Raw genomic sequence first — 26,045 nt, forward strand, 5'->3', positions numbered from 1 at the left:
CTTGAAAATAATCATTTTAGTTTACTGCGTTTTTTCTAATATATTTTTTAATAAGGTTCATGCTTTACCCGTAGTTTTGACTACAGATATTTTTGCTAATCGAAATATCGGTGATTCTATTAAAAATTCAGATAATTCTAAAAATGATTCGTTTTGGTATTTGACTTCTATCGGAGTTCGTCAGGTAAAAAAAGAACCTAAAACTTTAAAACCGATTGTTATTGCCGTTATAGACGATGGTTTTCGTTTGACGCATTCAGAAATTGCTCCATTTTGGTATCATAACAATTCAGACCCAAAGAATTCTTACGATGACGATGCCAATGGTTATAAAGACGATGTTACGGGCTGGGATATATCTGATAATGATGCTGATGTGCGACCACCAACGGATAAATTAAAATCCTATTATCACGGAACTTATATTTCAGGAATAATTGCTAAAACTTTAAAAGGATGTTATGGTAATAAAGCTTCAGAGTATTTTAAAATTCTTCCTGTAAAAGCTATTGAAGATCGTTCTCAATTTACCTATGTAAAAGAAGGATATAAGGCTTTTGAATATGCAATTGCCATGAAAGCAGATATAATTTGCTGTGCCTGGGGAAGTAACGTCATTAAGCCAGAAGAAAAAGAATTAATCAAAAAAGCTACAGACGCAGGAATTTTGGTTATAAGTGCTGCAGGAAATTTTTCTAATGCGATGGATTATTATCCTGCTTCTTTAGAAAATGTAATTGCGGTCTCAGCGGTTGATGCTCAATCAAAAAAGATTAATATATCCAATTTTGGGAAATTTGTAACTCTTTCTGCTCCCGGAGATGCAATTTTTGGAGCTTCATCTACAGATGATAATGGAATAGTTGAAAATAAAGGAACTTCACCTTCAACGGCAATTGTTACGGCCGCAAGTGCGCTTTTAAAACTAAATTTCCCGGAAAAGAGTAATCTTGAAATCGAAGAAATTTTAATGGGAACTTCAATTGTAACAGATCACATTGATATAAAATATGCTGGAAAATTGGGAGCGGGAGTAGTTAATTTTCAAAACATAATTGATTTTGTTGAAAATCAAAAAGAGATTTCCTCTCTTTTTAACTCAGAAAATCAAAAAGGTTTTATCAATTTCGTGAATGATAAAAAAAGTATTCGTGATTGGAAAGTTAGTCCTTTTGGAGAAAATCTGGGAATTGCATTTCATCTTAAAGAAATAGACGGTGATTTTAAAAATGCTATCTTGCGCTTTAGAAGTAATAATCGTCCTAATATAGATATTAAAATAAGTGATTGGAAAATAGGAAAACCGGTTGTTATTAGTGATCCCAATACAACCGTTGAATTAATTGTTAATGGTGCTTCAAAAAAAGCTGAATTTAAAATATATTATGAAGTGCTGCCTCTTGACAGAAGTACATTATATTGCAGTGGAAAAAACGACATTGCAGAACTAAGCGGAGAAATTAGCGATGGAAGCGGAACCGAAAATAATTATGCTGAAGAATGTGACTGCAAATGGCAGATTACCGTTCCTGAAGGTTATAGGATTTCGATAGCTTTTACAGAAATGGACACAGAAGAAAAAATAGACAATGTATTTTTATTTGATGGAGAATACGCTATTCCGGAATATGCTATTGCCCGATTTAGTGGTACAAATTTACCACCCATAGTAGTTTCAAGAACCAATAGCGTTTTGATTTGGTTTACTACTAATGATACAAACAACAGAAAAGGCTGGAAATTAATCTACCAGGCCGTAAAAATTTAGTTTCCCAAAAAACTAATTGCCCCCAATGTTAAAAGTCTGCTTTTAAAGCAGACTTTTTCGATTTCTCTTCCTACAACTTTAAGCTCAATTTTTTCTTTTTTCAGACCGTTTCATGACGAAAAACAGATTTTAGATGTTAACGTTTTGAAAACGGTTTGTTTAAAAGACTTTACAGTGATTTTGAAAATTTTTATAAAAATATTTTTTCTGTAACAAGCTGTATTAAAAAATGTTATGGTGTTTTTTGATTTTTCGCTATTTAGAATTATTATTAATAAAAGACGTTTTTTTATTTCAAAACCAATCACTGATTTTCCATTTTTTAAATGAGCCTGTTGATAACTGTTTTGGAAGTCATCATAAAAAAGATGACTTTTTAATGTTAATAACTTAACATTCGTTTTAGGGAAATGGCTAGCTCATTGACAATTACATGAGATTGTTTTACTGTTGATAAAATTTATAAAACGACGAATTTTTACCTTTTTTAAACTGTTGATAATTGAGATGATTTTTAACATCTAAAACTGGACTTACGAATATCTGTGGGCTAAATTTGTAATTAATAGGAAGCACGCTAATACCGCCTACAAATTGAGCGAACGATTTTCTATAATTCATTTTTGTCACTTAAAACTCTATATATATGTCAATTTTCGATAAAAGAATCAACTATAAACCTTTCGAATATCCTGAGGTTCTGCAATTTACGGAAGCAATAAATAAAGCTTACTGGGTACACACCGAAGTAGACTTTACAGCCGACACACAAGATTTTCACGCGCATTTAAGTGGAGCTGAAAAAACGGCAATCAAAAATAGTCTGTTGGCGATTGCACAGATTGAGGTAGCTGTAAAAAGTTTTTGGGGAAATATATACGAGCATTTTCCGAAACCTGAATTCAATGGATTAGGAACAACTTTCGCAGAATGTGAATTCAGACATTCCGAAGCATATTCCCGTTTACTGGAAGTTTTAGGATATAATGATGAATTTGAAAAACTTCTGGATGTTCCTGTAGTTCGCAGACGTGTAGATTATCTTTCGAATGTGCTGAAAGACACAAAATCTCAGGACAACAGAAAATATATGGTTTCACTGATCTTATTCAGTATTCTGATTGAGAATGTTTCATTATTCAGTCAGTTTGCGATTTTGCTTTCTTTTACAAGATTCAAAGGATATATGAAAAACGTGAGCAATATTATTGCCTGGACTTCAATCGATGAACAGATTCACGCAAATGGGGGAATTTATATCATTAATAAAATCCGCGAAGAATTCCCTGAATATTTTGATGCCGAAACGTTAGAATTAATTCGCGAAACCGTTAGGGAATCAATTGATGTTGAAGCAGCTATTTTGGACTGGATTTTTGAAGATGGAGCAATTGAAACCATCAATAAAGAAGAGTTAGTGAACTTCATGAAATTTAGAGTTGACGAAAGTTTAAGACAAATTAATATAGAAACAATTTTTAATGTATCGCCGCAAGATTACGCAGCGATGGCTTGGTTTGAAGAAGAGGTTTTTGCAAACAGTTTAGATGATTTCTTTGCAAAACGTCCCGTAGAATATACGAAACACGATAAAAGCATTACAGCAAACGATCTTTTCTAATACAAGCCCATAATACTTATGAATACAATAGACACAAACCCAGTAAATAATTTTGAATCACAGAACGACAGTAAAATGTGGTGGAAAAATTCAGAAAGCGAACAAATTTTAAATCGTGGTTATCTTTTAAAAGGTGAAACAGTTGAAGGTGCAATTGATAGAATTTGTACCGCAGCAGCTAAAAGATTATACAAACCAGAATTAAAAGAATCTTTTGTTGAAATGATCGAAAGAGGGTGGATGAGTATAAGTTCTCCGGTTTGGGCAAATATGGGAACAGAAAGAGGCTTGCCAATTTCTTGTTTTAATGTACACGTTCCGGATAAGATTGAAGGAATCACACATAAATTGGGAGAGGTAATTATGCAGACTAAAATTGGAGGAGGAACTTCCGGTTATTTTGGTGAATTACGTGAACGTGGAAGTGCTGTAACCGACAACGGAAAGAGTAGTGGAGCTGTAAGTTTCATGAAGCTTTTTGATACGGCTATGGATACGATTTCACAAGGTGGGGTTCGTCGTGGTGCATTTGCTGCTTATTTAGATGTTGATCACCCGGATATCGAAGAGTTTTTAAAAATTAAAAGTATTGGAAACCCAATTCAAAACTTGTTTACAGGAATTTGCGTACCAGATTACTGGATGCAGGAAATGATTGATGGTGATGCAGAAAAAAGACAAGTTTGGGCAAAAGTTTTAGAAAGTCGTCAACAAAAAGGTTTACCATACATTTTCTTTAGTGATAACGTAAATAAGAACAAACCTCAGGTATATAAAGATCAGAATCTTAGAATTAACGCAAGTAACTTATGTAGCGAGATTATGCTTCCGTCAACTCATGACGAATCATTTATCTGCTGTCTTTCTTCTATGAATTTAGAATTGTATGAAGAATGGAAAGATACTGAAGCGGTAAAATTAGCGATTTTCTTCTTAGATGCTGTTCTTCAGGAATTCATCGAAAAAACAGAAGGGAACTATTATCTTTCTGCTGCTAATAAATTTGCAAAAAGACACCGTGCATTAGGCTTAGGTGTATTAGGATGGCATTCTTATTTACAGAAAAACATGATTCCGTTTGAAGGAATGGAAGCTAAAATGAAAACTACAGAGATTTTCAAACATATTAGTGATAAAGCAGATAAAGCTAGTCAGGAATTGGCTAGAATTTACGGTGAACCAGAATTGTTAAAAGGATACGGAAGACGTAATACAACCACAATGGCAATTGCGCCGACAACTTCATCTTCTGCAATTTTAGGACAAACTTCACCGGGAATTGAGCCTTTCAGCAGTAATTATTACAAAGCCGGATTGAGCAAAGGTAATTTTATGCGTAAAAATAAATACCTTAAAAAACTGCTTGAAGAAAAAGGCTTAGATAACGAAGAGGTTTGGAGAGGAATTATGCTGAATGGAGGTAGCGTGCAACATATGTCAGAGCTAACACAAGAGGAAAAAGATGTTTTTAAAACATTTAAAGAAATCAGTCAGTTAGAAATTGTACAACAAGCAGGAATTCGTCAGAAATTTGTAGATCAGGGACAAAGTTTAAACCTTAATATCCCAGCAGAACTGGCTATTAAAGATGTAAACCGTTTAATGATCGAAGCCTGGCAGCAAGGTGTTAAAAGTTTGTACTACCAAAGAAGTCAAAGTGTTTCTAAGGAATTAGTAACAAGTCTTGTTTCTTGCAGCAGTTGTGAATCATAATAAACAAAAACCGAATCTTATTTTAGATTCGGTTTTTTTATTGATTGAAAGTTTCACGCAGATTTAAACAGATTTGAGCAGATTTGAGCCGTTTTTTGCACTTACAATATCGTCATGTTGACGAAGGAGACCCGAGCGATAGTGAATTGACGAAGCCATATCTCCACAATCAAAATAAAAAATCAAACCCTAGATTTCAATCTACTCAAAGTTTCCTGAGAAATATTAATATAAGAAGCGACAATTTTATTCGGAAGCCGTTTTACAATAGCCGGATTAATTTTCAAAAGCTGATTGTATCTTTCCAAAGCATCCATCGTCGTAAAAGACATTAACCTGTTAGCATTATTTACATACGCTTTTTCCAGGTAACTACTGTAAAATTCACGCCATTGCGGAATAATTTGTATTAAATAATTAAAATCTTCATGCGTAATAGCCAGTAATTCTGATTTCTCAATTACCTGAATATTTTCCTGAGCAGGCTTTTTGGTTATAAAACTTACCAAAGCAGTGGCAAACTGATTTTCGAAAGCAATATAACGGGTAACATCTTTTCCTTCTTCATTAATAAAAAAGATTCGTAAACAGCCCTTTCCGACAAAAAAAGACTGCTGGCTGATTTGTCCCTGTGCTAGCAATAACTCATTTTTGGTTTTCTTTAAAGGTTTAAAATAGGAGAGAATCGTATTTAAATCTTCATCAGAAACCTGAATGTTTTTTCGAATGTAATTACTAAGCTGTTCGTATATCATTTTAGTTGTAATCTCGCACGAATTTACGGTAATAGATAATGTCTTCAATTGATAAAACTATTAAATCGTGACGCTGTGCAAAATTAACGATTTCGTTGAGTTTCGCCATTGTTCCGCCTTCGTTCATTAATTCACAAAGAACTGCTTCGGGTTTTAAATTGGCTAGTTTCATTAAATCTACGCTTCCTTCCGTGTGACCATTTCGTTCCAGAACACCGTTATTTTTAGCTCTTAAAGGAAAAATATGTCCCGGTTTTGCCAAATCCTGAGGTTTAGCATTTGATGAAATAGCAGTTTTGATTGTAGTAATGCGATCCGCAGCAGAAACTCCGGTTGTAACTCCATTTTTGGCTTCAATTGTAACAGTAAAAGGAGTTTGAAAACTGCTTGTGTTTTCTGTTACCATATAAGGAAGTTCAAGCTGATCGGCTTTTTCATTTGTTAAACAAAGACACACAATGCCACTACATTCACGTATCATCAGAGCCATATCGAAAACATTTATATGCTCCGCAGAAAAAATCAAATCGCCTTCATTTTCTCGATTTTCGTCATCAATCAAAAGAATTCCTTTTCCTCTTTTTAGTTGTTCTAAAGCATTTTCAACACGTTTTTGGCTTGTAATTCCAAATTGGAGCAACGGACTTATTTCTGTACTTATCATTTGTGTCATATTTTTAAAACTTTTTAAATAATTTAAAGATCAAATGTACAGTTGTGTAGAACGAAAAAGTTTGATGTAAGTCAATAAATCGGCTTTCTTTTTTAATGTTATTTTAATTAAGTCGGCAAAAATCTTAATTTAGTGCTCGAAATTTCTATTCCAAAATCGATAAATACCGCCTGTTAAATGGAGAACATCACCGTAATTATTATGCTGCTTTTTGGAGTAGCATTCTTAAGTCTTGTTAGTAAAAGATATAATTTTCCAATACCAATTGTTTTAGTGCTTTGTGGTGTTATTATTAGCGCTGTTCCCGGGCTTCCGGTTGTAGCATTAAGTCCTGAAATTGTTTTTATCATTTTCCTGCCGCCGCTTTTGTATCATGCGGCATGGCACACAAGCTGGTCCGATTTTAAACAATCAATTCGTCCGATAACTTTAGCAGCCGTCGGGTTGGTATTTTTTACTACAGGATTGGTAGCTGTTGTGGCACACTGGCTTATAGATGATATTTCCTGGCCGTTAGCTTTTTTATTGGGAGCTATTGTCTCGCCTCCGGACGCAGTTTCAGCAACAGCCATTACAAAAGGTTTAGGACTAAATCCAAGATTAATTGCCATTCTTGAAGGAGAAAGTCTGGTGAATGATGCCAGTGGTCTTGTGGCTTATAAATATGCCTTAACAGCGATTACGGCAGGAAATTTTGTTTTATGGGAAGCAGGATTAAATTTCGTTTTGATGTCGATTTTAGGGATTGCAATAGGTTTGGCTATCGGTTTTATAATGTATTATATTCATAAAAAATTTGTTTGTGATGATATTATAGAGGTGACACTAACGTTACTTACACCATTTTCAGCTTATCTTTTGGCAGAGCATTTTCATGGTTCCGGAGTTCTGGCGGTAGTTACTACCGGACTTTTTCTGGCAGCCAGATCAGGTACTATTTTTTCTCATGAAAGCCGAATTATGACCAATACGATCTGGGACGTTTTAAACAATATTCTAAATGGTTTAATCTTCATTTTAATCGGATTACAGTTAAGACAGATTATGGAAGGAATCGGCAGTTATTCCGGAAGTTCTTTGCTTATATGGGGAGCTGTTATTAGTGTTGTTGTAATTCTTGTCCGTTTTTTATGGGTTATTCCGGCTACGATGCTTCCAAGGATTATTAGTAAAAGAATACGATCAAAAGAAGAATTTGATTATCGCAATATGATCATTTTTGGCTGGTCGGGAATGCGTGGCGTGGTTTCGATGGCCGCTGCTCTGGCGCTTCCGTTAATGCTGAATAAAACAGAAGAATTCCCGCTACGTAATTTGATTATCTATCTGGTTTTTTGTGTGATATTGTCAACTTTGGTTATTCAGGGACTGACGCTTCCGTGGCTGATTAAAAAACTGAAAATCGAACGCTATTCTATTTTGGCAGAAGAATATGATATTCGAAACAAAATAGTTTCTGAAACGATTACTCATATCGAAGATAATTTTTCTTTATTGGATGATGAATTACTGCACAATATTAAAAGTAAATATGAAGTAAAATTTAACCGACTGCAAAAGACAGAACTTCCGGCTAATTTCTTTGGAAACGGAAAGGTATTAGGAGGACAAATTTTTAATGAGTTTACCAGAGTTCAAATTGATCTTTTGAACGTGGAACGTAATAATCTGGAAAGCATGCACAAAAAAGGATCTGTAAACGAGGAAATTTTTAGAAAAATTGAAAAAGAACTCGATCTGGAAGAAACACGTTTATGGATGGAAATGTACGAAGAATAAATTTCAATAAATTAAATCCTAAATTCCAAAATAGTGCTTTGTCAAAGTTTTAAACTTTGACAAAGCTTTTTCTTTTTAGTTATACAGGTATTTTGACATCGCTTAAAGCTAAGTTAGCACTTGCCTGCGCCATTATTTTAGAAGTATTTTTATTGATTACTTCTGCTTTAATATTGATAATCGTCTTACCTAATTTTGATAACGTAGTTTTTACAATAACCGTTTGCGATTCGAATGCTGGATTAAAATAGTCTATGTAAAGGTTTATAGTAGGATAAAACTTTTCAAGGCCTAAAACCATAAAATTTACACCAATACAATCATCGATCATTCCGGCAGTAACGCCACCGTGAAGCATACCGACCGGATTTGTCATTTCTTTTCTGACTTCAAACTCAAATTCTACGTTTTCTTTCTCTACAGCAATTACTTTTCCGTTTAGCCAATGCGCGAAAGGAGAAGGACTTCCTGTAAAATGTTTTCCGATATAACTTTGTAAAAATTCTAGTCTTTTATTGTCCATTTTAATTGATTTTTAAACTAATAAGAGTATATAATTTGGTTCGTTTGATATTATTAAATAAATTCGCTTGCATTTTGCAAGTGCAAAGGTATTGATTACTTGTAAAATGCAAGTGGTTTTTAAAATTATTTTTATGACGAATTCAAAAAAGAGATCACAATGTCCGATAAGTACTTCTTTAGAAATATGGGGAGACAAATGGTCGTTGTTAATTATCAGGGATTTGATGTTTAAGAAACAATGTACTTATGGTGATTTTTTAAAATCGGAAGAGAAAATAGCAACCAATATCCTGGCAAGCAGACTTTTGGTTTTAGAAGAAAATAATATAATCAATAAGCTCGAACATCCAGAAAGCAAAGCAAAAGTACTGTATCAATTGACTGAAAAAGGAATTGAGTTATTTCCTGTTTTAGTCGAAATAAGCTTGTGGGCAGAGAAATACTATGATATTCCGAAAGAAAGAGAAAGTATTATTGCTAAAGCCAAAAACAATAAGGCTGCGTTTATAGCAAAAGGTATAAAGAAAATGAAGGAAGACTTATGAGGTTTATAAGTAGATGTAATTTAATCTCGCAAAGTCGCTAAGACGGAAAGATTTTATCATTCGAAAAAGTTATCCTCAATCTTGTCATTTTCGACTGAAAGGAGAAATCACACTGGAAATTCCGCAAAGAAAAGCGCCAATCTTTGTCGACATGTGAGTGTCATTTCTCCTTTCAGTCAAAATGACAAACTATATGGTAACTTCGGTAAAATACTTTGCGTCTTAGCGACTTTGCGAGATTAAATCATTTTCAAGGAAAGCTAGAAAGTTAAGCATAACTCATAACTCATAACTCATAACTCATAACTCATAACTCATAACTCATAACTCATAACTCATAACTCATAACTTTTACCCTTAAATAACCCCCATTTTCTGCATCAAAAATGTTGCACTTTTGTTTTTGCAGATACCGTTTCTTAGTTTGTAATCAAAGTGTAATTCATTGTTTTGAATTTCAACTTCAAAACATTGATTCGTTAAGATATCGGGATATTCGTTTGTTGTCAGGCAAACTTCGATGTCGTGTGTTGCGATAGCTCCGATTGCTTTTTTCGAAATGATCTTTTTCACCACTTCAATTGTTCCGTTTCTTTTATCGTCAGAATTTGTTCCTCTTAAAATTTCATCTAATAAAACAAAAGCAGGCTGATTTTCAAGAGCATCCATAATCTGTTTTAAACGTTTAATTTCAGCAAAAAAGTAAGATTCACTATCCGATAAAGAATCGGATAATCGCATTGAAACTAATACTGGAAGTGGATGTATTTTAGCCTCTGAAGCACAAATAACTGAGCCAATTCCACCAAGAACCATATTGATTCCTAAACTTCTTAAAAAGGTACTTTTTCCAGACATATTAGATCCTGTCAAAATCACGAAAGAAAGCGGGTGAAAATTAGTGTCATTTCCAATTCTTGTAGCAGGATTTAAAAGTGGATGACTTAGATTTTTAAATTCAATTTTATATTCAGAATTGATTTCCGGGAAAACAAAATCAGCATTATTATAAGCTAAATTAGCAAGGCTGTTTAAAGTTTCAATTTCGCCAATAATAGAAATCCAGTGATCAATTTCAGAAGAATAGTTTTCTTTCCATTTTAAAAGCGCTTTTAAAACGTGCAGGTTGAATAAAAACGTTCCATTGAATAAAGTCGCGGTTACAAAATTACTGATGGTATCCATTCTGGAAAACAACTCTGAAAGCTGTTTCAAATGCTGACTTGCTTTGTTGCTTTTGAAAACAAGCTGTTTTTGTAAGTCAATTAGCTTTTTGGACTGGAAAGATTCGTTTTCAATTTTCTCAATCAGTAAACTATATTGCTTTATAATTTTATCAACATTATCTGCTTTTGCAATCTCTGATTGAATTCTTTTTATTGCTCTTCCTAAAACAATCAGATTAGCGATAAAAATATAAGTCAGATAGGAGAGAATAATGGTTTTTGAAGTTACAAAATAGGCAGTCAAAAATGCAAAGAATAAGGTTGGCAGAATAAATGAAAGTGCATTTAAAACTTTTGGCAAAGAGTTATTTTTGAAAGAAGACCAATACTTTATCGCTTCATAAGATTCTTTAGAATCTTGGCTGATAATGCCTAAAGCCTGAAATTCTTGTCGCCATTCTAATTTATCTTTTAATTCATTTATAGCTTCCTGGTTTTCCAAAATTTCAGATTGAGGAAGCGTATGCAGTAAAAGATTAGCAAGTGATTTTTTTCCGATAAATGTTGCTGTTCGATTTAGACTTTGAAATAAAGAATGTTCTCCAAAAATATCCAGATCGTATGCATACGGATGATGAAAATCAATAAATTCTGCTCCGTTTTCAAACGAAGTTTTTTCTCTTTTTAGGAAAGCAATTTCGTTACGATTAATCTTAAGAAGCGTGTCAGCAAGTAGTTTTTGAAACGATAATCGGGAATGTATTTTCATTAAAAAAATAAAACCAGCAAAAGATAAAACAGCCAGAATAACATAAAGTATTTCGTCTGTTTTGATGTAATTAAACATAAAAAACAATAAAAGAAAAATACTTAACAACCTCAAAAGGCTAATGCTGTTATATTTTTTGTTGGTTTTATGATATAGTTCTGAATAGATTTCGACTTTGTCCTGATATGCTTTCATTATATTATTTTACTGAAATACAAATATAGCTTTTAAGAGATAAAATCGGTCGATATTCAGCTTTAATCTTCGTGCATAATCAATACAGGAATTGAGACTTCTTTGGATATTTTTTTGCTGAAACTAGAATCAAACAGGCTTTCAAAGAAAGATCTTTTGTGTGTAATTGTTGTAAGAATGTCAATGTCTTTGTAAAGGATAAAATCAACAATAGTATCTTTAACATCGTCACTTGGTAATACTAAAAAGTCGACATTTTCGCCTGCGAATTCTTTTTCCCATTCTTTTATTGTTGTGTCTGAAACGTCAGAATTAGATGTTTTTACATATAGACTTTTGACTTTTGCATCTGTTTTTTTAGCGATTTTCAGGATTTTTTTCAGCTCTTTTTTGTCTTTTTCACGGTAACGTGTAGTAAATCCAATTGTTTTAATCTTTTTGTATTTTGCATAAATCGGAACACAAAGAACTGGAACTTCAACACCGGAAATTACAGAATTGGTATTAGAACCTGTAAAGAATTTTGTCCAGTCTGAAACGCCGCTGGTTCCCATAATGACAAAATCTACTTGATCTTCTTCGACCGCATTTTTAAGGTTATAAATCAGATCACCATCCATTAAGCGGTGTTTAATTATAATATCATCTAATTTTCGTTCAGAAGCTATAGCACGTAGTTTTGGAATTTCATCTTTAAACATTTCAAATTTTGCTAATTCGATCGAACTGTATATAGAAGCATAATTCTCCGGAAAAAACTGGCTATCATAAACAGGAATCTCAAATGTATGAAGCAAGATCAATTCGGCTTTTACAATTTTAGCAAATTCTAAAGCATGGACAAATGCATTTGTAGCAGCATCAGAGAAATCGGTAGGGAATAGTATCTTTTTCATTTTATTGAGGATTAAGGTTTGTCTCTCAAATTTACTCATTCTGGCAATAAAACAACCTGATAATTATCAGTATTTTAACACTTAATGAATTGTTAATATTTACTAATTTTAAGATTTAAGGCAGCATTTCAAAGCAAGATTGTAGTAAATGAAATTTAGCCTTTTTTTGTACCTTTGCGATATGATAAATCAAGATTCTATAGTTGCTTTGGCTACACCTTCTGGAGCCGGAGCTATCGCCATAATTCGAATTTCCGGAGCCGAAGCCATTACAATTGGAAATTCGGTTTTTAAATCTATAAAAAATAAAGATTTAACGAAACAGAAAACACATACTTTGCATTTAGGACATATTATTGACGGAACCAAAACGCTGGACGAAGTTTTGGTTTCAGTATTTAAAGGTCCGAATTCTTATACAGGAGAGGATACAATAGAAATTTCGTGTCACGGATCAACTTACATTCAACAGCAAATTATTCAGTTATTGTTGAGAAAAGGCTGTAGAATGGCAGATGCCGGAGAATTTACGCTTCGTGCTTTTTTAAACGGAAAGTTAGATTTGTCACAGGCAGAAGCTGTTGCCGATTTAATTTCGTCTGATAATGAAGCATCTCACCAAATTGCCATGCAGCAAATGCGAGGCGGATTTAGTAATGAAATTGCCAAACTTCGCGAAGAACTTTTAAATTTTGCTTCTTTAATCGAATTAGAATTGGATTTTGCAGAAGAAGATGTTGAATTTGCTGATAGAACTCAGTTTCACGAATTATTGAACAGAATAGAATTTGTTTTAAAACGTTTAATCGATTCATTTGCAGTTGGAAATGTGATAAAAAATGGAATTCCGGTTGCTATTGTTGGAGAACCTAATGTTGGAAAGTCGACTTTATTGAATGCTTTATTGAATGAAGAAAGAGCTATTGTTTCGGACATTGCGGGAACAACTCGTGATACAATTGAAGATGAATTGGTAATTGGCGGTATCGGATTTAGATTTATTGATACAGCAGGAATTCGTGATACCAAAGATGTTGTAGAAAGCATCGGAATCAAAAAAACTTTTGAGAAAATAGAGCAGGCACAAGTTGTAATTTATTTATTTGACGGATTAAAATTCCAGTCTTCAAGTTCAGACTTTGTTTCTGAAATTGAACAAATAAAAAATAAATATCCACTAAAACCACTTCTCATAGTAGTGAATAAAAAGGATATTTTATCTGCCGATGAAGTGCAGAATATAACTTCTAAACTTGAGAATCTAAATGCAAAACTATTATTGATTTCTGCAAAAGAAAAAATAGGAGTGGAGGATTTAAAGAATGAATTGTTATCTTTTGTAAATACTGGAGCACTTCGAAACAATGAAACAATTGTTACTAATACAAGACATTATGATTCTTTATTAAAAGCTTTAGATGAAATTCAGAAAGTAAAATTTGGTTTAGAGTCCGGACTTTCAAGTGATTTAATGGCATTAGATATTCGTGAAGCTTTATATCAATTTGGTTTAATCACCGGTCAGGTTTCAAATGATGAACTTTTGGGTAATATATTTGCCAATTTCTGCATCGGGAAATAGAAGGCGCAAAGAAACACAAAGTAAAAATATATAAAAGAGCTAAAATGTTGATAATTAACATTTTAGCTCTTTTTTTATTAAGTTGTTTTTTGGAATATTTGGGTGTTGTTTTGCTAAAATTTGTACCTTATTTGTACCTCGGGTTCCGAGGTTCAAGCAAAAATTAATGGTATGGTCAAATTTTGGCACACTTTGGCATCTTATGGCACAAAATGACATATCAGGAGAGAATTTAATGGACAATGTAGGGCACATAACTAAAAAATTAAAAAATTATGAGTTCAAACATGCGAATCACAAGAATCTGCCAGTTCTGCAATCAGGAATTTACGGCAAAAACCACTAAAACCAAGTTCTGCTCCTTAAAATGTAGCAGTAGGAACTACAAATTAATTACTAGGCACAAGATAGTTGATGTCAGTAATCGGGAAACGGAAAGGATCAGACTGCTGGATTTTGAGGCAGTAAAAAAGAGGGAGTATTTGAGCATAAACAATTGCGTTCAGTTTTTCGGCATAAGCAGAAGAACATTGTATAGAATGATTGAAAGAAAAGAAGTGGAAACTGTAAAATTGGGCAGACGCAGGCTTGTCAGCACTAAGAGCATAGAAGCTCTGTTTGCTGTAAATGAAGCACATGAAGCAAAATGTGCTGCTGAGCCCCAAATATTAGATTTAAACGAGTGTTGTACTATAAGCCAGGCGCAGGAGCTTTATGGCATAAGCCAGACAGGTCTATACTTTTTAATTAAAAAGCATAACATTAGGAAGTACACATCCGGAAAATTCACCTATATACAAAAAAAGGATCTTGATGTCTATCTTAAAAGCATTTGACATGAGTAAAAGTATCGTAACACTTCGTAAGAAAACCATATCTCAGGGAAGAATGTCTTTGTATTTAGATTTCTATCCTCCGGTCTGGAACGACGATTCAAACTGTTTTACCAGACGTGAGTTTTTGAAACTGTACGTGTATCAGAAACCTTCTAATCAGCTTCAGAAAATGGAAAATATTGAAAATATGCACACTGCCGAACTCATTCGTGTAAGGAGGCAGAATGAAATCAACAAGTCGGAAATTTATTCCATATTTGAAAGAGAGCAGCTTAAAATACAGGCTGTGGGGAAAGAATCATTCCTTGAGTATTTTAAAAAGCTGGGAGAAAAAAAAGAAGGCAACAATCTGGCAATCTGGAATTGCGCTATTATCCACTTTGAAACATTTTTAAAAGGAGGTGAATTATTGTTCCAGGACGTAACTGTAACTTTAATCGAGGATTTTAGAGATTATCTTTTGTCTGCATACAGTCTGAGAGATACCGGAAAAAAGCTGGCACGTAATACGGCTCTGTCTTATTACAACAAAATCAAAACCACCCTTAAAAGAGCTTACAGAGAGGATAAATTAAAAACTGATATCAATGCTAAAATCAGTTCTATAAAAGAAATGGAATCTCAGCGTAATTTTATGACGATGGAAGAGACAAAGAAACTCTTTGCGACTCCCTGTCCCAATCTTCTGGTGCGTAAAATTTCAATGTTTTCAGTACTTACCGGAGTAAGATATTCCGATATTACAAAACTAACTTGGTCCGAACTGCACTATATTGAGAATGACGGGCATTATATCATATTCAGGCAGCAAAAAACGGAAGGCACTGCTTCAATACCAATTTCGGATGATGCTTTTGCTCTGCTGGGAAAAAGAAAGGGGGAAAAAGAAAAAGTATTTAAAGGTTTAAATAAATGGGATGTTGACCGCACACTTCCTGTCTGGGTAGCATTATCGGGAATTAGTAAGCATATTACTTTTCACTGCTTCAGGCATACGTATGCCACATTACAGTTGACTGTGGGAACAGATATTTTTACCATTTCGAAAATGCTTGGGCATAAGAGCGTCAAGACAACGCAGATATATGCAAAAGTGATTGACCAGAAGAAAAGGGATGCTGCCAACAGGATTTCTTTGCTATAAATAAATCTTGGTTTTTTATTTTTAGAATTTTAAAGAAGCACCTCATTTAATGAGGTGTTTTATATTATTATAAAACAAATGGATATTGCTTAGTCTGTTCTTTAGAAATGAACCGTTAATTTTGAATAATCCGTTTTTAACATTTGAGCAAAGAAGGGTTAAGTCCAAAATTATTATATTTGATTTTAAATTTTCATACCATCTTAAACAAATCTTTCGCAATGGATAAAGCAATACAACTTAGAGTGAGAAAAGATTTGGACGCACGCCAGCAGCTCACCGTTATTAAATTAAAGGGAAGCCTTATCTCAAAAGGTTATACCGAAATCATTCATATCCTCGACCAGGATGAAGAATTTCATATCAATACTTTTGAAACTTCTCCAGAAAAACGTAATGAGGTTCAGGAGTATATTGCGGCTTTCATTAATCAGGAAAACCTGCTTGATACAATTACGCTTAAATAAAGGAATTAATTAAACATCGATTTCTTTCTGCCTGCTATATTTCATTGCTTTATTTGAATTATTGTGATATATCAGATTCGTTTTAGTCCACTGGTCTAAACACTATCCTATAGCAGACGGAAGATCTTTTTTAAGCAAAAGACACTTTAAAATGGGACCAAACCAGTATATCAGACTCTCTCAGCTCAGCAGCCAGATTCAGGATGCGATCAATGCCCAGTTTAAAGGACAGAAGTACTGGGTGTTAGCTGATATTACCAATCATTCTTTTAAGGCCGATAAAAAGATCCATTATTTTGAGCTGGTGGAGAAATCAGAAACCGGCAGCACCATTACCGCTAAAATACTGGGCAAGTCATGGGGTGGGGGTGCACTTAAAATCCTTGATTTCGAAATCACAACCGGACAGCGGTTTACCAACAACCTTCATGTGCTGGTTCAGGTCAGCGTGGATTATCATCCGCTTTATGGACTCTCGGTAAACCTGCTGGATATCGACAGCAATTTTATGCTCGGTATTCTGGAGCAGCAGCGCAATGCCACGCTTGCCAGGCTGGTAAGGGAAAACGATTATATATGGAAAGAAAGAGAGGAATATTCGACCTTTAACAGCAGGTTAAAGCTTCCGGTAGTAATTCAGAGAGTGGCGGTGATTTCATCGAGCAGCTCAGCAGGAAATGAGGATTTCCGCCATACCATGGCGCATAATGATTTTGGGTACGTTTTCCAGATTGATGACTACCATACCGTAGTGCAGGGAGACAATAATGCCAAACTTTTTCTCAATAAACTCATTGAGGTCTATAATACTGGCATTCCCTATGATGCCATTGTCATTGCGAGAGGAGGTGGATCGCAGTCTGACTTCCTTATTTTTGACAATTACGGAATTGGCAGGGCGGTGGCCAAGTTTCCGATCCCGATCATAACAGGAATCGGACACCAGAAAAATGTGAGCATTACGGATCTTATGGCGCACACCCAAACCAAGACCCCAACCAAGGCGGCAGAGTTTATCATCGCACACAACCGGAGCTTTGAAGAGAATATACTCTCCTTGCAGCGTACTATTGCTATTAAATCACAGCAGCTGTTTCTGGGGCATTATAAGGAGCTGAATCGAATAAAAACCTTAGTTTCCAATAATGCAAGAGAACTAACTGCAAAACATAGAGAGCAGCTTAACGCAGCAAGGCAGCAACTTGCCGTAAATTCAGGTGCAGTACTGCATGCAAATCAGAAAAAACTTCTGGTTGCATCCCAGCAGACACTGCAGTATCCTAAGATGATGCTGGTAGAGCGCACAGGAGAACTGCTGCAGTTAAAGAATAGTCTGAAAACATTCAGTAATGTCTATCTTCGCAGACAGGAACTTACTATGGAGCATCATCAGAAGTCCATAAAAATGATGTCCCCGCATAATATCCTTAAAAAAGGATATGCCATCGTAAAGTTCAATGATGCCATTGTCAGCAGTGCAGACGGCATAAATGAAGGGGATGATTTTGAAGTGATCCTCAAAGATACCAGATTGATAAGCACCGTTAAAGAAAAAATACAATATGATGGAAGAGAACCTGACCTATGAAAAAGCTTTTGCCGAGCTTCGTACCATATCCGCAGAAATTGAAAACGAAACCATTTCGGTAGACGAGCTGGCTGCAAAGGTGAAAAGAGCTTCGGAGCTCATTGAGTTCTGTCAGGCAAAATTAAAGTCTACAGAAGCTGAAGTAGTAAAAATCATCAGCAGCATGGAGAATCCAAAAGAGTAAAATTACGGTTTCGGATACTAAAAGAAGGCATAAAGGCGTTATTAAAACAAATACATGCCGATAAAACAAATTTCTAAATCAGACTGTTTATGGAATTTATGCTATATGCCCTATATTACAAAGCCCATTGTTTCATATGACAATGGGCTTTGTATTCAATAGGGTAAGTGAATTAAGTTTTTGATTAAAGCAGATATGAATATATATTAATTTAGTGGGTTGAATTCTTACCATTCTTTCTGCCCTGGGTTTGCGTCTTTATCATTGAAGATGTTTTGGTCTTCTTCCTTGTGTGGCAGGTCTGTCTGTTCTGTCTTGTCAGCAAACGGATCCGGTGTATTTTTTAAGTTTTCCTGGATACTTAAAAGAGCATCAGGAGAAGCCATTTCTTCTTCGAAATCCGAAGCGGCCGTAAGAAAACGAAAAGCAAAATCAATGTGTTTATCTTTTTCCATTTCAAAAAAATGAACAATGTACTGGTTTTTTTCCCTGTCCACAGTAAGTACTTTTCCCTTGTTCCAGACGGGGTGCATGACAAGATCCCCTTCACTGAAGGCGCTATCTTCACTGTTTTTTGAAGCGGCGGCTGAGGTCTGTGCCGCCTGAAGGATTTCCGGGGAGAGTTTTCCCTTACGCACATAAAATTCTTCCTTGATTTCAAAGAGGAACCTTGAAGGGTATTTATTAAGTCCGGTGGTGAAATTAAAGCCTTCCGAGTCGGTCATGTAGAACCTTTTTTCGGCACGCGTTACTGCCACATACATCAGTCTTCTTTCTTCTTCGATTGCCCGCTTTCTCCTTTCTTTGATCGACAGGGCGCTTGGCAGCACGCCTTCTGTAAAACCACACAGGAACACATACGGAAACTCAAGTCCTTTGGAGATGTGGATGGTCATCAGGCGGACCTTGTCCTGATTTTCGGTGTCTTTGTCAAGATCGGTATAAAGTGCTATTTCCTGTAGGTATTCTGCAATATTTACAGGACCATTGTTTTCTTTTTCCAGCAGCATCATGGAGCTAACCAGCTCTTTTATATTCTCCAGCCTGTCTTCATCCCCGTCCTTGCGGTAAAGCTCGGAAAGCCCGCTTTTGTCCAGTATGATTTTAACCAGATCGGAAATAGAATTTGTTTCGGCATCAATTTTCAGCGCTGCAACAAGAGAAAGAAAATCAGAGGCACCTTTTTTATTGAGTTCTTTGTCTTTTATATTATTTTCCAGTGCCTGAAGCAGGGACAGGTTTTGTTCGCCCGCCAGAAAGCTCAACCTTTCGAGAAACTTTTTGCCAAGTCCTCTTGAAGGATGGTTATGCAGACGCAGAAAAGAGAAATTATCCCCCTGTACGATAAGCCTTAGAAAGGAAAGCACATCTTTGATTTCCTTGCGTTCAAAAAAGCGCACCCCTCCAAATATGGCATAGGGAATGTTTTCCTTAATGAGTGCCTGCTCGATATTTCTTGAAAGATGATTGGAACGGTATAAGATGGTGATATCCGAATAGGCGGCATTTTCCATTTTAAGAATTTCCTTGATTTCGGAAGCCACCCATAGGGTTTCCTCAAAATCATTCTTTCCGTGGAAATGAACCACTTCAACACCTTCAGGATTATCGGTCACCATATCCTTATCGACCCTCACCTTGTTGTTTTTGATGATATGGTTGCCGACTTTCAGTATGTTTGGAGTCGAGCGGTAGTTCTGGTTCATGATGATGGTCTTGGTATCAGGAAACATCCTGTCGAATTCCACCAGGTATTCCGGTTTGGCGCCGCGCCATTCATAGATTGTCTGGTCGGGATCTCCTACAAGAAATAGGTTCTGGTGAACACGGGAAAGTATTTCCACCAGATGGAACTGGCTGTCGGAGCTGTCCTGCGCCTCATCCACCTGTATGTAATGCAGCATTTCCTGCCATTTGGAAAGCACGTCGGGATTGCTGTCCAGTATGAAAGCCGTGAAATGGATCAGGTCATCGAAATCCAGCGCATAATTGCGCTTCTGCTTGTCAAGGTATTTCTGGTAGACTCGGCTCGACAGTGAGTCCTTCTCGTCAAGTTCGAAGCTCTTGTTATCGAGCATATAGCCCAGATAGTCCGAGGTGCTTTTCTGTTTGGAAATAAAGCGGAGCACCTGTTTGAATGTCAGGTTTTTGGAATTGATATCCAGTTCTGTGAATACATCACGAAGTATGGTCTTCTGGTCTTCGGCATCCAGTATGATAAAATTTTTGGGATAATGTACTTTGTTGATTTCTTCGCGCAGAAACCGCACGCAGAAGCCATGATAAGTAGTGATGAAACTGACATCAAAAAGATCTCCAATGAGGGCCTTGACGCGCTTTTTCATTTCCTGCGCCGCTTTATTGGTAAAGGTAACGCATAGAATATTGGAAGAATTGATTCCAAGCCTGTCCACAATATAGGCAAAACGGGAGGTAAGCGCCTTTGTTTTTCCGGATCCTGCACCTGCAATAACACGAACATATCCTTCAGTAGTTTTGACAGCCTGAAGCTGGTTTGGATTGAGGTTTTCTAAAATCGGGTCAGTCATGTAAAAAAGTTAAGTAATGAAATCTATATTGTTCTGGTTAAAGTTCAGTAAAACAGGCCGAATTATAGTATTGCAAATTTAGGGAATTAAATGGAATGTCTAATGTTTCAGATCTTAACAGGTTAAGATGTCAGAAATTTACGAATGAAACGGATTAAAATTTTATTCTGTGCCGTGGTAGGTTGATTTCATGCTCTTGCGGATAGGGCTGGCGGTGGGTGCTGCTGATATCGGGTCTGATCTGGTTCTGTGCCTTAAAACGCTTGTCCGAATCGCCATATCGCGGATCGGCTATGAAAGGCATTTTGGCCATTTTGGAAATGGTGATGGTCGGAAAATGATAATCGATTTCCACCGTTCCCAATAGCAGGTAGCAGCCCCCTCCCTCGAAGGGATGCTGCACAAGGGAGTCGGGAAAATGGGCTGTGTCAAAGTAGGCTCCCTCATGATCAATCCAGGTTCCGAAATACATATTGCCTTTTTTGGTCGGCACCTGTTTGGTGGAGATCAGATAGGCCAGCATGCGGACCTGTTTTTTATGATGTAGCAAAAGATCCCTTACCAGAACATCGCCCCTGTGGCGGGTCTGAAGCAGGTCAAAAACGCTGCAGGAAACCGGAAAGCTCAGCAGTTCAATCTCATCAAAGGCATCTTCAAAAACAGAACGCTCCAGCGCTGGGAGCTTGAGCTCTTTAACGGGTTCGTGCAGTAAAGTGAGGCCTCTGTTTTCAGGCTTGAAATTATTTAAAAGCATGCTGACCTGAACTAGCAGCTCGTTTTTTGCCCTGCCGGTAAAGCGGAAAGCGCCGATAAAAATCAGCGTCTTGACATTTTCCAGTCCCATCGGCACCCTGCTGATAAAATCCTCCAGTGAAATGTAATCCCCGTTTCGTTCACGTTCCATGGTAATAAATTGCGCCAGTTTGGAATCCAGATTCTGCAGGTGCATAAAACCCAGATAAATATCCTTTTCATAAAGTGCAGTTTCATAGCCGCTTTTATTCACGCACGGATTGTGGATGAAGGCTCCTGCCATTCTTGCTTCGTGGATGTAAATTTCGGTGCGGTAAAACCCGCCCTGATTGTTTATCACCGCTGTCATAAATTCAATAGGGTAGTGGACTTTCAGATAAAGGCTCTGATAACTTTCCACAGCATACGAAGCAGAGTGTGCCTTGCAGAAGGAGTAGCCGGCAAAGGATTCAATCTGGCGGTAGATTTCCTGGCTCAGGGCATAGGGATGCCCTTTAGCCTCACATGAAATAAAAAAGTCATCTTTGACTTTCTGCAGCGCCGCTTTGGATCTTCCTTTTCCCGACATGGCTCTTCTGAGGATATCCCCGTTAGCGGCAGACAGCCCGCCGTAATGCAGGGCAATTTTGATGACGTCTTCCTGATAGACCATGATGCCGTAGGTTTCGCCCAGCTGCTCTTCGAATACAGGATGGAAGTATTCAAATTTCGAAGGGTTGTTATGCCTGAATATATATTCCTTCATCATGCCCGACTGGGCGACTCCCGGACGTATGATGGAAGAGGCTGCCACAAGTGTTTTATAGTTATCGCATTTAAGGCGGCGCAGCAGTCCTCTCATGGCGGGGCTTTCAATGTAGAAGCATCCGATGGTGCGTCCCTGAGCTAAATATACATTAGAAGAAGCTTCGTCTTTGGAAATACTGGTGTCTCTGATATTAAGCTTGATGTCCCTGTTTTGTTCTATGATTTTAACCGTATCATCAATATGGCCGATGCCTCTCTGGCTCAGGATATCAAATTTGTCAAATCCGATATCCTCGGCAGTATGCATGTCAAAAAGCACGATAGGGAATCCCTTCGGCGGCATTTCCAGCGGCGTGTAGTTGGTTATAGGCTCCTCGGATATCAGGATGCCGCAGGAATGCATGCTGCGCTGGTTTGGATATTTCTCCAGCATCATGCCGTACTGCTGGACCAGCTGGACGATATGATTAGTCTCATGCATTTTCATGGGATTTTTGGCCAGCAGGTCCAGCTCTTCTTTAGGCAGTCCGAAGACCTTGCCGACTTCGCGGAAAATGGATCTGTATTTGAATTCCACGTTGGTGCCGCAGAAAGCCACATTCTCATAGCCGTAGCGCTCAAATATGTATTTCAGGATATCGTCGCGTTCCTTCCATGACCAGTCAATGTCAAAGTCAGGAGGGCTCTTGCGGTTCTGGTTCAGGAAGCGTTCAAAATAAAGGTCCAGCTCTAGGGGGCAGATGTCGGTAATGCCCAGGCAGTAGGCAATAATGCTGTTGGCTCCGCTGCCGCGCCCGATGTGCATAAAGCCTCTGCTGTTGCTGTAGCGGATAATGTCCCAGGTAATGAGAAAATAGCCGCCGAATTCCAGCTCGTCGATTACTTTGAGTTCCTTTTCAACCCTTGCCCTTGCCTCAGGGTTGTTTCTGCCGTAGCGCCATTCCAGCCCGTGATAGGCGAGGGTGTTCAGAAGACGGAAGTCTCCTTCTTTGTTTTTGGTATAGAAACGTTTATTCTTGGGTGCTTTAAAGTCATATTCAAAATTACAGTTGTCTATTATTCTCTGGGTGTTTTCAACAAGTTGCGGATAATCTTTGTAATATGCTTCCAGCTGCTCTAAAGGCAGCATGGTATCGGATTTTCTGCAGCAGTCGTTTTCGGTAAGCTTAGATAGCAGCTCATTGAGATCCACTGCGCGCAGTATCCTGTGCAGGTTGTATTCCCTTTTGGTACGGAACACCACTGGCTGCAGGATAACCATTTTGGAAAGCCTTTTTCGAAGTTCAGGAATGAAAAGCTTGCCAAGCTCATCAGGTTTAATGCCGATGAATTCATTATCGTTAAGATGTTGCGGGGCACTGTCCAGCGCATAGATAAAATATGCAGAATCCATTACGGGTGCTGTCTCTGGAAGCGGTCTGCCGGTGAAATTATGGTCGGTCAGAAAACGGTTCATTTTTGCCAGTCCCTTGGCATTCTTTGCCAGTCCGATATAGCGGAGCTGATTTACACATCTGAATTCCATCCCGACCAGCGCTTTTATATTGACTGCCTGACATTCCTTTATGAAATCATAGATTGCCGTAACGGTATTGATATCGGTCAATGCCATGGCTTTAACCCCACACTGCACTGCCTGCTTCACTAAATCTTCAAGCGGTATGGTGCCGTAGCGAAGCGAGTGGTAGGAGTGGCAGTTGAGGTACATCGGATCAGGGTTTGCGTTTTAGGATTTCATTTTTGTTGTTGGGCTTGAAGGAGGCGCCTGCGCAGCGCATCACCGCATCAAAGCCGTAGCGGTTTTTCATGCGATCCATGGCTTGGTAAAGCGCCAGCATTTCTTCGGTGTCGGTAAACAGATCGATCTGGTAGGTGCCCCTGACCAGTCCACTGAAACGGACCCCTATCAGGCGGAGCCGCATTCTTCTCTGGTAGAGCTTCTCAAATAGATCGGTTACCGTGCCGGTCAGGATATGGTCGGCTGAGGTGTACTGGATCCTGCACTGTTTGGTTTCGGTGTCAAAATTGGCATACCTGATTTTCACCGTTACTATCGATGCGAGCCACTGTTCCGATCTGAGCTGATAGGCCAGTTTTTCAACCATGCCCAGCAGCAGCCTGTTGAGTTTGGCCGTGTCAATGGTATCTTGGGTGAAGGTGTGCTCAGTGGAGATGGACTTTCTTTCAGAATAGGGCTCTACTGGGTTGTTATCTATTCCGTTGGCTTTTTTCCAGAGTTCCAGCCCGTTTTTGCCGATCATCTGCTGCAGGGAATCTGCAGGCATCTCGGAAAGCGTTTTAATGGTTCTGACCCCGATGCGGGAAAGCAGCTGGAATGTCTTGTCCCCAACCATGGGAATTTTCTGGATCGACAGCGGATTGAGAAAAGATTGCACCAGATGCTCGGGTATTTCAAGGTTCTCTTTCTGTTTGCCTTCGCCGGTGCCAATTTTGGATACTGTTTTATTTACAGACAAGGCAAAGGTGAGGGGAAGGCCTGTTTCCTTTGTGATGCGCTGCGCCAGCTCATCAGTCCATTTATAGCTGCCATAGAATTTATCCATGCCTGTAATGTCAAGATAAAACTCGTCAATGGAGGCTTTTTCCACAACTGGAGCTTTTTCCTGAATGATTTCGGTGATGTCATGAGAAAGCCTGGAATAGAGTTCCATGTCGCCTTTCATGACTTTTGCCTGTGGACACAACTTGAGCGCCATGCGCATGGGCATGGCCGAACGCACGCCGAATTTTCTCGCTTCATAGGAGCAGGAGGCCACAACGCCCCTGTCACCTCCGCCAATGATCAGCGGAATGCCGTTAAGCTCTGAATTGGTCAGCCTTTCGCAGGAAACGAAAAACGTGTTCATATCGATGTGCACCACTGCCCTTGCCATAATCTTTCCTTTTTTGTAGTTCAAAATTAGTACAGATAATAACAATTTTTGAAAAATAAAATGTTCTAAATAGTAACAAAAAATAAAAAACCTCATTTTATAGGGTGTTGGGCATAGTGCTGAAAAAAGCCGGATGGGGTTTATTCAGAATTTACGTTCTTTGAATATTGCATTTTATTTCGCAGCGAGCTTTGAAGTTTTTTCTCTGAAAAACTGTGGTATTTTGATTTTTTGGCCTACTTAAAAAAAACTCTAGTTTTTGAAAGTTTTTTCTTTTAAAAAAAAATAATTGTCTTTATCAGACACTGTCCCCCTCAGCTGCAATTGAATTCATGATATTTTTTTAAGGCTTATTTTTTAGTAACCCTGCAGGTTCAGGAAAACTGTTTTCTGAAACTGCATTATAAAATGTAAACTCATGGCACAGCAGCAGAATTTGGAGCAGATTATCTATATGGCCAAAGATGATGAGGATGACAGACTGCTCTTTTTAGAGGCAGCGGCAGAATTAGAGATACCTGTGCGCGTCGTGCAGACAGCAGACGGCAATGAACTGTTGGAAGCCCTTAAGAAGACCGAATGTCTTCCCGATGTTATTTTTCTGGACATCAATATGCCATGCTGCAACGGCTTTGTATGCCTCAAGGAAATCCGAAGCGCTGAAGGCGATCTGCGCAGGGTAAAAATCATTATGCTTTCAACCAGCAGCAGCTCCATACACATCCAGATTTCCTATAAGTTCGGTGGGGATTATTATGCCGTAAAACCGGGAACCTATCAGGGGCTAAGGGAACTGCTGGAAAAGGTGCTCAATGACTTTGAGAGCCTGAAAAAAGACATGAAGAAATTTCTGAACACTTAATAAGCTTGAAGGATTTTTTCAAGGCTTTTCAGCC

Annotated in this window: 20 protein-coding genes; 12 read left to right on the forward strand and 8 right to left on the reverse strand. The window is 37.5% G+C overall.

All coding sequences use genetic code 11. From position 1 onward, the window contains the following. Position 1 precedes the first annotated feature (1 nt). The 3 genes from ACFS3A_RS17200 to ACFS3A_RS17210 all read left to right on the forward strand — a co-directional run bounded on the left by ACFS3A_RS17200 (position 2) and on the right by ACFS3A_RS17210 (position 5,102). The gene (locus tag ACFS3A_RS17200) at positions 2 to 1,768 is read left to right on the forward strand and encodes a S8 family serine peptidase (RefSeq protein ID WP_379826800.1); all 1,767 of its coding nucleotides are present in this window, start codon (positions 2 to 4) and stop codon (positions 1,766 to 1,768) included. A gap of 646 nt (positions 1,769 to 2,414) precedes the next feature. Further along, the gene (locus ACFS3A_RS17205; protein ID WP_379826801.1) at positions 2,415 to 3,389 is read left to right on the forward strand and encodes a ribonucleotide-diphosphate reductase subunit beta; all 975 of its coding nucleotides are present in this window, start codon (positions 2,415 to 2,417) and stop codon (positions 3,387 to 3,389) included. 18 nt (positions 3,390 to 3,407) lie between these two features. Then, positions 3,408 to 5,102 (forward strand): ribonucleoside-diphosphate reductase subunit alpha, encoded by a 1,695-nt coding sequence (locus ACFS3A_RS17210; RefSeq protein WP_379826802.1) that lies wholly within the window; start codon positions 3,408 to 3,410, stop codon positions 5,100 to 5,102. Between the two features lie 182 nt (positions 5,103 to 5,284). On the opposite strand, the gene ACFS3A_RS17215 is transcribed toward ACFS3A_RS17210, so the two are convergent. After that, on the reverse strand, positions 5,285 to 5,857 hold the full coding sequence (locus tag ACFS3A_RS17215; protein WP_379826864.1) for a Crp/Fnr family transcriptional regulator: 573 nt from the start codon (positions 5,855 to 5,857) through the stop codon (positions 5,285 to 5,287). Position 5,858: 1 nt separating this feature from the next. Beyond that, complete coding sequence (ribB, locus tag ACFS3A_RS17220) at positions 5,859 to 6,521, reverse strand: 3,4-dihydroxy-2-butanone-4-phosphate synthase (RefSeq protein WP_379826803.1); 663 nt, start codon at positions 6,519 to 6,521, stop codon at positions 5,859 to 5,861. Positions 6,522 to 6,707: 186 nt separating this feature from the next. Between ribB and ACFS3A_RS17225 the strand changes: the two genes are divergently transcribed. Continuing rightward, positions 6,708 to 8,309, forward strand: coding sequence for a Na+/H+ antiporter (locus ACFS3A_RS17225; protein WP_379826804.1), 1,602 nt, complete (start codon positions 6,708 to 6,710; stop codon positions 8,307 to 8,309). Between the two features lie 79 nt (positions 8,310 to 8,388). Here ACFS3A_RS17225 and ACFS3A_RS17230 read toward each other — a convergent pair whose 3' ends face one another. Then, positions 8,389 to 8,832 (reverse strand): PaaI family thioesterase, encoded by a 444-nt coding sequence (locus ACFS3A_RS17230; RefSeq protein ID WP_379826805.1) that lies wholly within the window; start codon positions 8,830 to 8,832, stop codon positions 8,389 to 8,391. 133 nt (positions 8,833 to 8,965) lie between these two features. Here ACFS3A_RS17230 and ACFS3A_RS17235 point away from each other — a divergent pair, with 133 nt between their 5' ends. Further along, positions 8,966 to 9,379 carry a winged helix-turn-helix transcriptional regulator gene (locus ACFS3A_RS17235; RefSeq protein WP_379826806.1) on the forward strand — a complete coding sequence of 138 codons (414 nt, stop codon included), beginning with the start codon at positions 8,966 to 8,968 and terminating at the stop codon, positions 9,377 to 9,379. Positions 9,380 to 9,736: 357 nt separating this feature from the next. Here ACFS3A_RS17235 and ACFS3A_RS17240 read toward each other — a convergent pair whose 3' ends face one another. Both ACFS3A_RS17240 and ACFS3A_RS17245 read right to left on the reverse strand, forming a co-directional pair. Continuing rightward, the gene (locus ACFS3A_RS17240; protein WP_379826807.1) at positions 9,737 to 11,509 is read right to left on the reverse strand and encodes a MutS-related protein; all 1,773 of its coding nucleotides are present in this window, start codon (positions 11,507 to 11,509) and stop codon (positions 9,737 to 9,739) included. 62 nt (positions 11,510 to 11,571) lie between these two features. Beyond that, positions 11,572 to 12,405, reverse strand: coding sequence for a universal stress protein (locus tag ACFS3A_RS17245; protein WP_379826808.1), 834 nt, complete (start codon positions 12,403 to 12,405; stop codon positions 11,572 to 11,574). A gap of 181 nt (positions 12,406 to 12,586) precedes the next feature. Between ACFS3A_RS17245 and mnmE the strand changes: the two genes are divergently transcribed. From mnmE to xseB, 6 genes are all read left to right on the forward strand, one after another. Next, positions 12,587 to 13,987 carry a tRNA uridine-5-carboxymethylaminomethyl(34) synthesis GTPase MnmE gene (mnmE, locus tag ACFS3A_RS17250; protein ID WP_379826809.1) on the forward strand — a complete coding sequence of 467 codons (1,401 nt, stop codon included), beginning with the start codon at positions 12,587 to 12,589 and terminating at the stop codon, positions 13,985 to 13,987. 275 nt (positions 13,988 to 14,262) lie between these two features. Then, positions 14,263 to 14,823, forward strand: a complete 561-nt coding sequence (locus ACFS3A_RS17255; protein ID WP_379826810.1) for a helix-turn-helix domain-containing protein — start codon at positions 14,263 to 14,265, stop codon at positions 14,821 to 14,823. A gap of 1 nt (position 14,824) precedes the next feature. Then, entirely contained in the window at positions 14,825 to 15,967 is a 1,143-nt protein-coding gene (locus ACFS3A_RS17260) for a site-specific integrase (RefSeq protein ID WP_379826811.1), read from the forward strand. A 221-nt stretch (positions 15,968 to 16,188) separates the two neighbouring features. Next, positions 16,189 to 16,434: a hypothetical protein gene (locus tag ACFS3A_RS17265; protein ID WP_379826812.1), complete on the forward strand. Its 246-nt coding sequence runs from the start codon at positions 16,189 to 16,191 to the stop codon at positions 16,432 to 16,434. 151 nt (positions 16,435 to 16,585) lie between these two features. Continuing rightward, on the forward strand, positions 16,586 to 18,022 hold the full coding sequence (gene xseA, locus ACFS3A_RS17270) for an exodeoxyribonuclease VII large subunit (RefSeq protein WP_379826813.1): 1,437 nt from the start codon (positions 16,586 to 16,588) through the stop codon (positions 18,020 to 18,022). After that, the gene (xseB, locus tag ACFS3A_RS17275) at positions 17,997 to 18,206 is read left to right on the forward strand and encodes an exodeoxyribonuclease VII small subunit (RefSeq protein ID WP_379826814.1); all 210 of its coding nucleotides are present in this window, start codon (positions 17,997 to 17,999) and stop codon (positions 18,204 to 18,206) included. The genes xseA and xseB overlap by 26 nt, the downstream gene beginning before the upstream one ends. A gap of 227 nt (positions 18,207 to 18,433) precedes the next feature. Here xseB and ACFS3A_RS17280 read toward each other — a convergent pair whose 3' ends face one another. The 3 genes from ACFS3A_RS17280 to dinB form a co-directional block, all read right to left on the reverse strand. Continuing rightward, positions 18,434 to 20,755 (reverse strand): ATP-dependent helicase, encoded by a 2,322-nt coding sequence (locus ACFS3A_RS17280; RefSeq protein WP_379826815.1) that lies wholly within the window; start codon positions 20,753 to 20,755, stop codon positions 18,434 to 18,436. A gap of 154 nt (positions 20,756 to 20,909) precedes the next feature. Beyond that, complete coding sequence (locus ACFS3A_RS17285) at positions 20,910 to 23,963, reverse strand: DNA polymerase III subunit alpha (protein ID WP_379826816.1); 3,054 nt, start codon at positions 23,961 to 23,963, stop codon at positions 20,910 to 20,912. A 4-nt stretch (positions 23,964 to 23,967) separates the two neighbouring features. After that, on the reverse strand, positions 23,968 to 25,149 hold the full coding sequence (gene dinB / locus ACFS3A_RS17290) for a DNA polymerase IV (RefSeq protein ID WP_379826817.1): 1,182 nt from the start codon (positions 25,147 to 25,149) through the stop codon (positions 23,968 to 23,970). 418 nt (positions 25,150 to 25,567) lie between these two features. Here dinB and ACFS3A_RS17295 point away from each other — a divergent pair, with 418 nt between their 5' ends. Further along, complete coding sequence (locus ACFS3A_RS17295; RefSeq protein WP_379826818.1) at positions 25,568 to 26,011, forward strand: response regulator; 444 nt, start codon at positions 25,568 to 25,570, stop codon at positions 26,009 to 26,011. Positions 26,012 to 26,045: the final 34 nt, after the last annotated feature.

Origin of the sequence: Flavobacterium notoginsengisoli, from assembly GCF_042686225.1 — a bacterium.
GTDB classification, from domain to species: domain Bacteria; phylum Bacteroidota; class Bacteroidia; order Flavobacteriales; family Flavobacteriaceae; genus Flavobacterium; species Flavobacterium notoginsengisoli.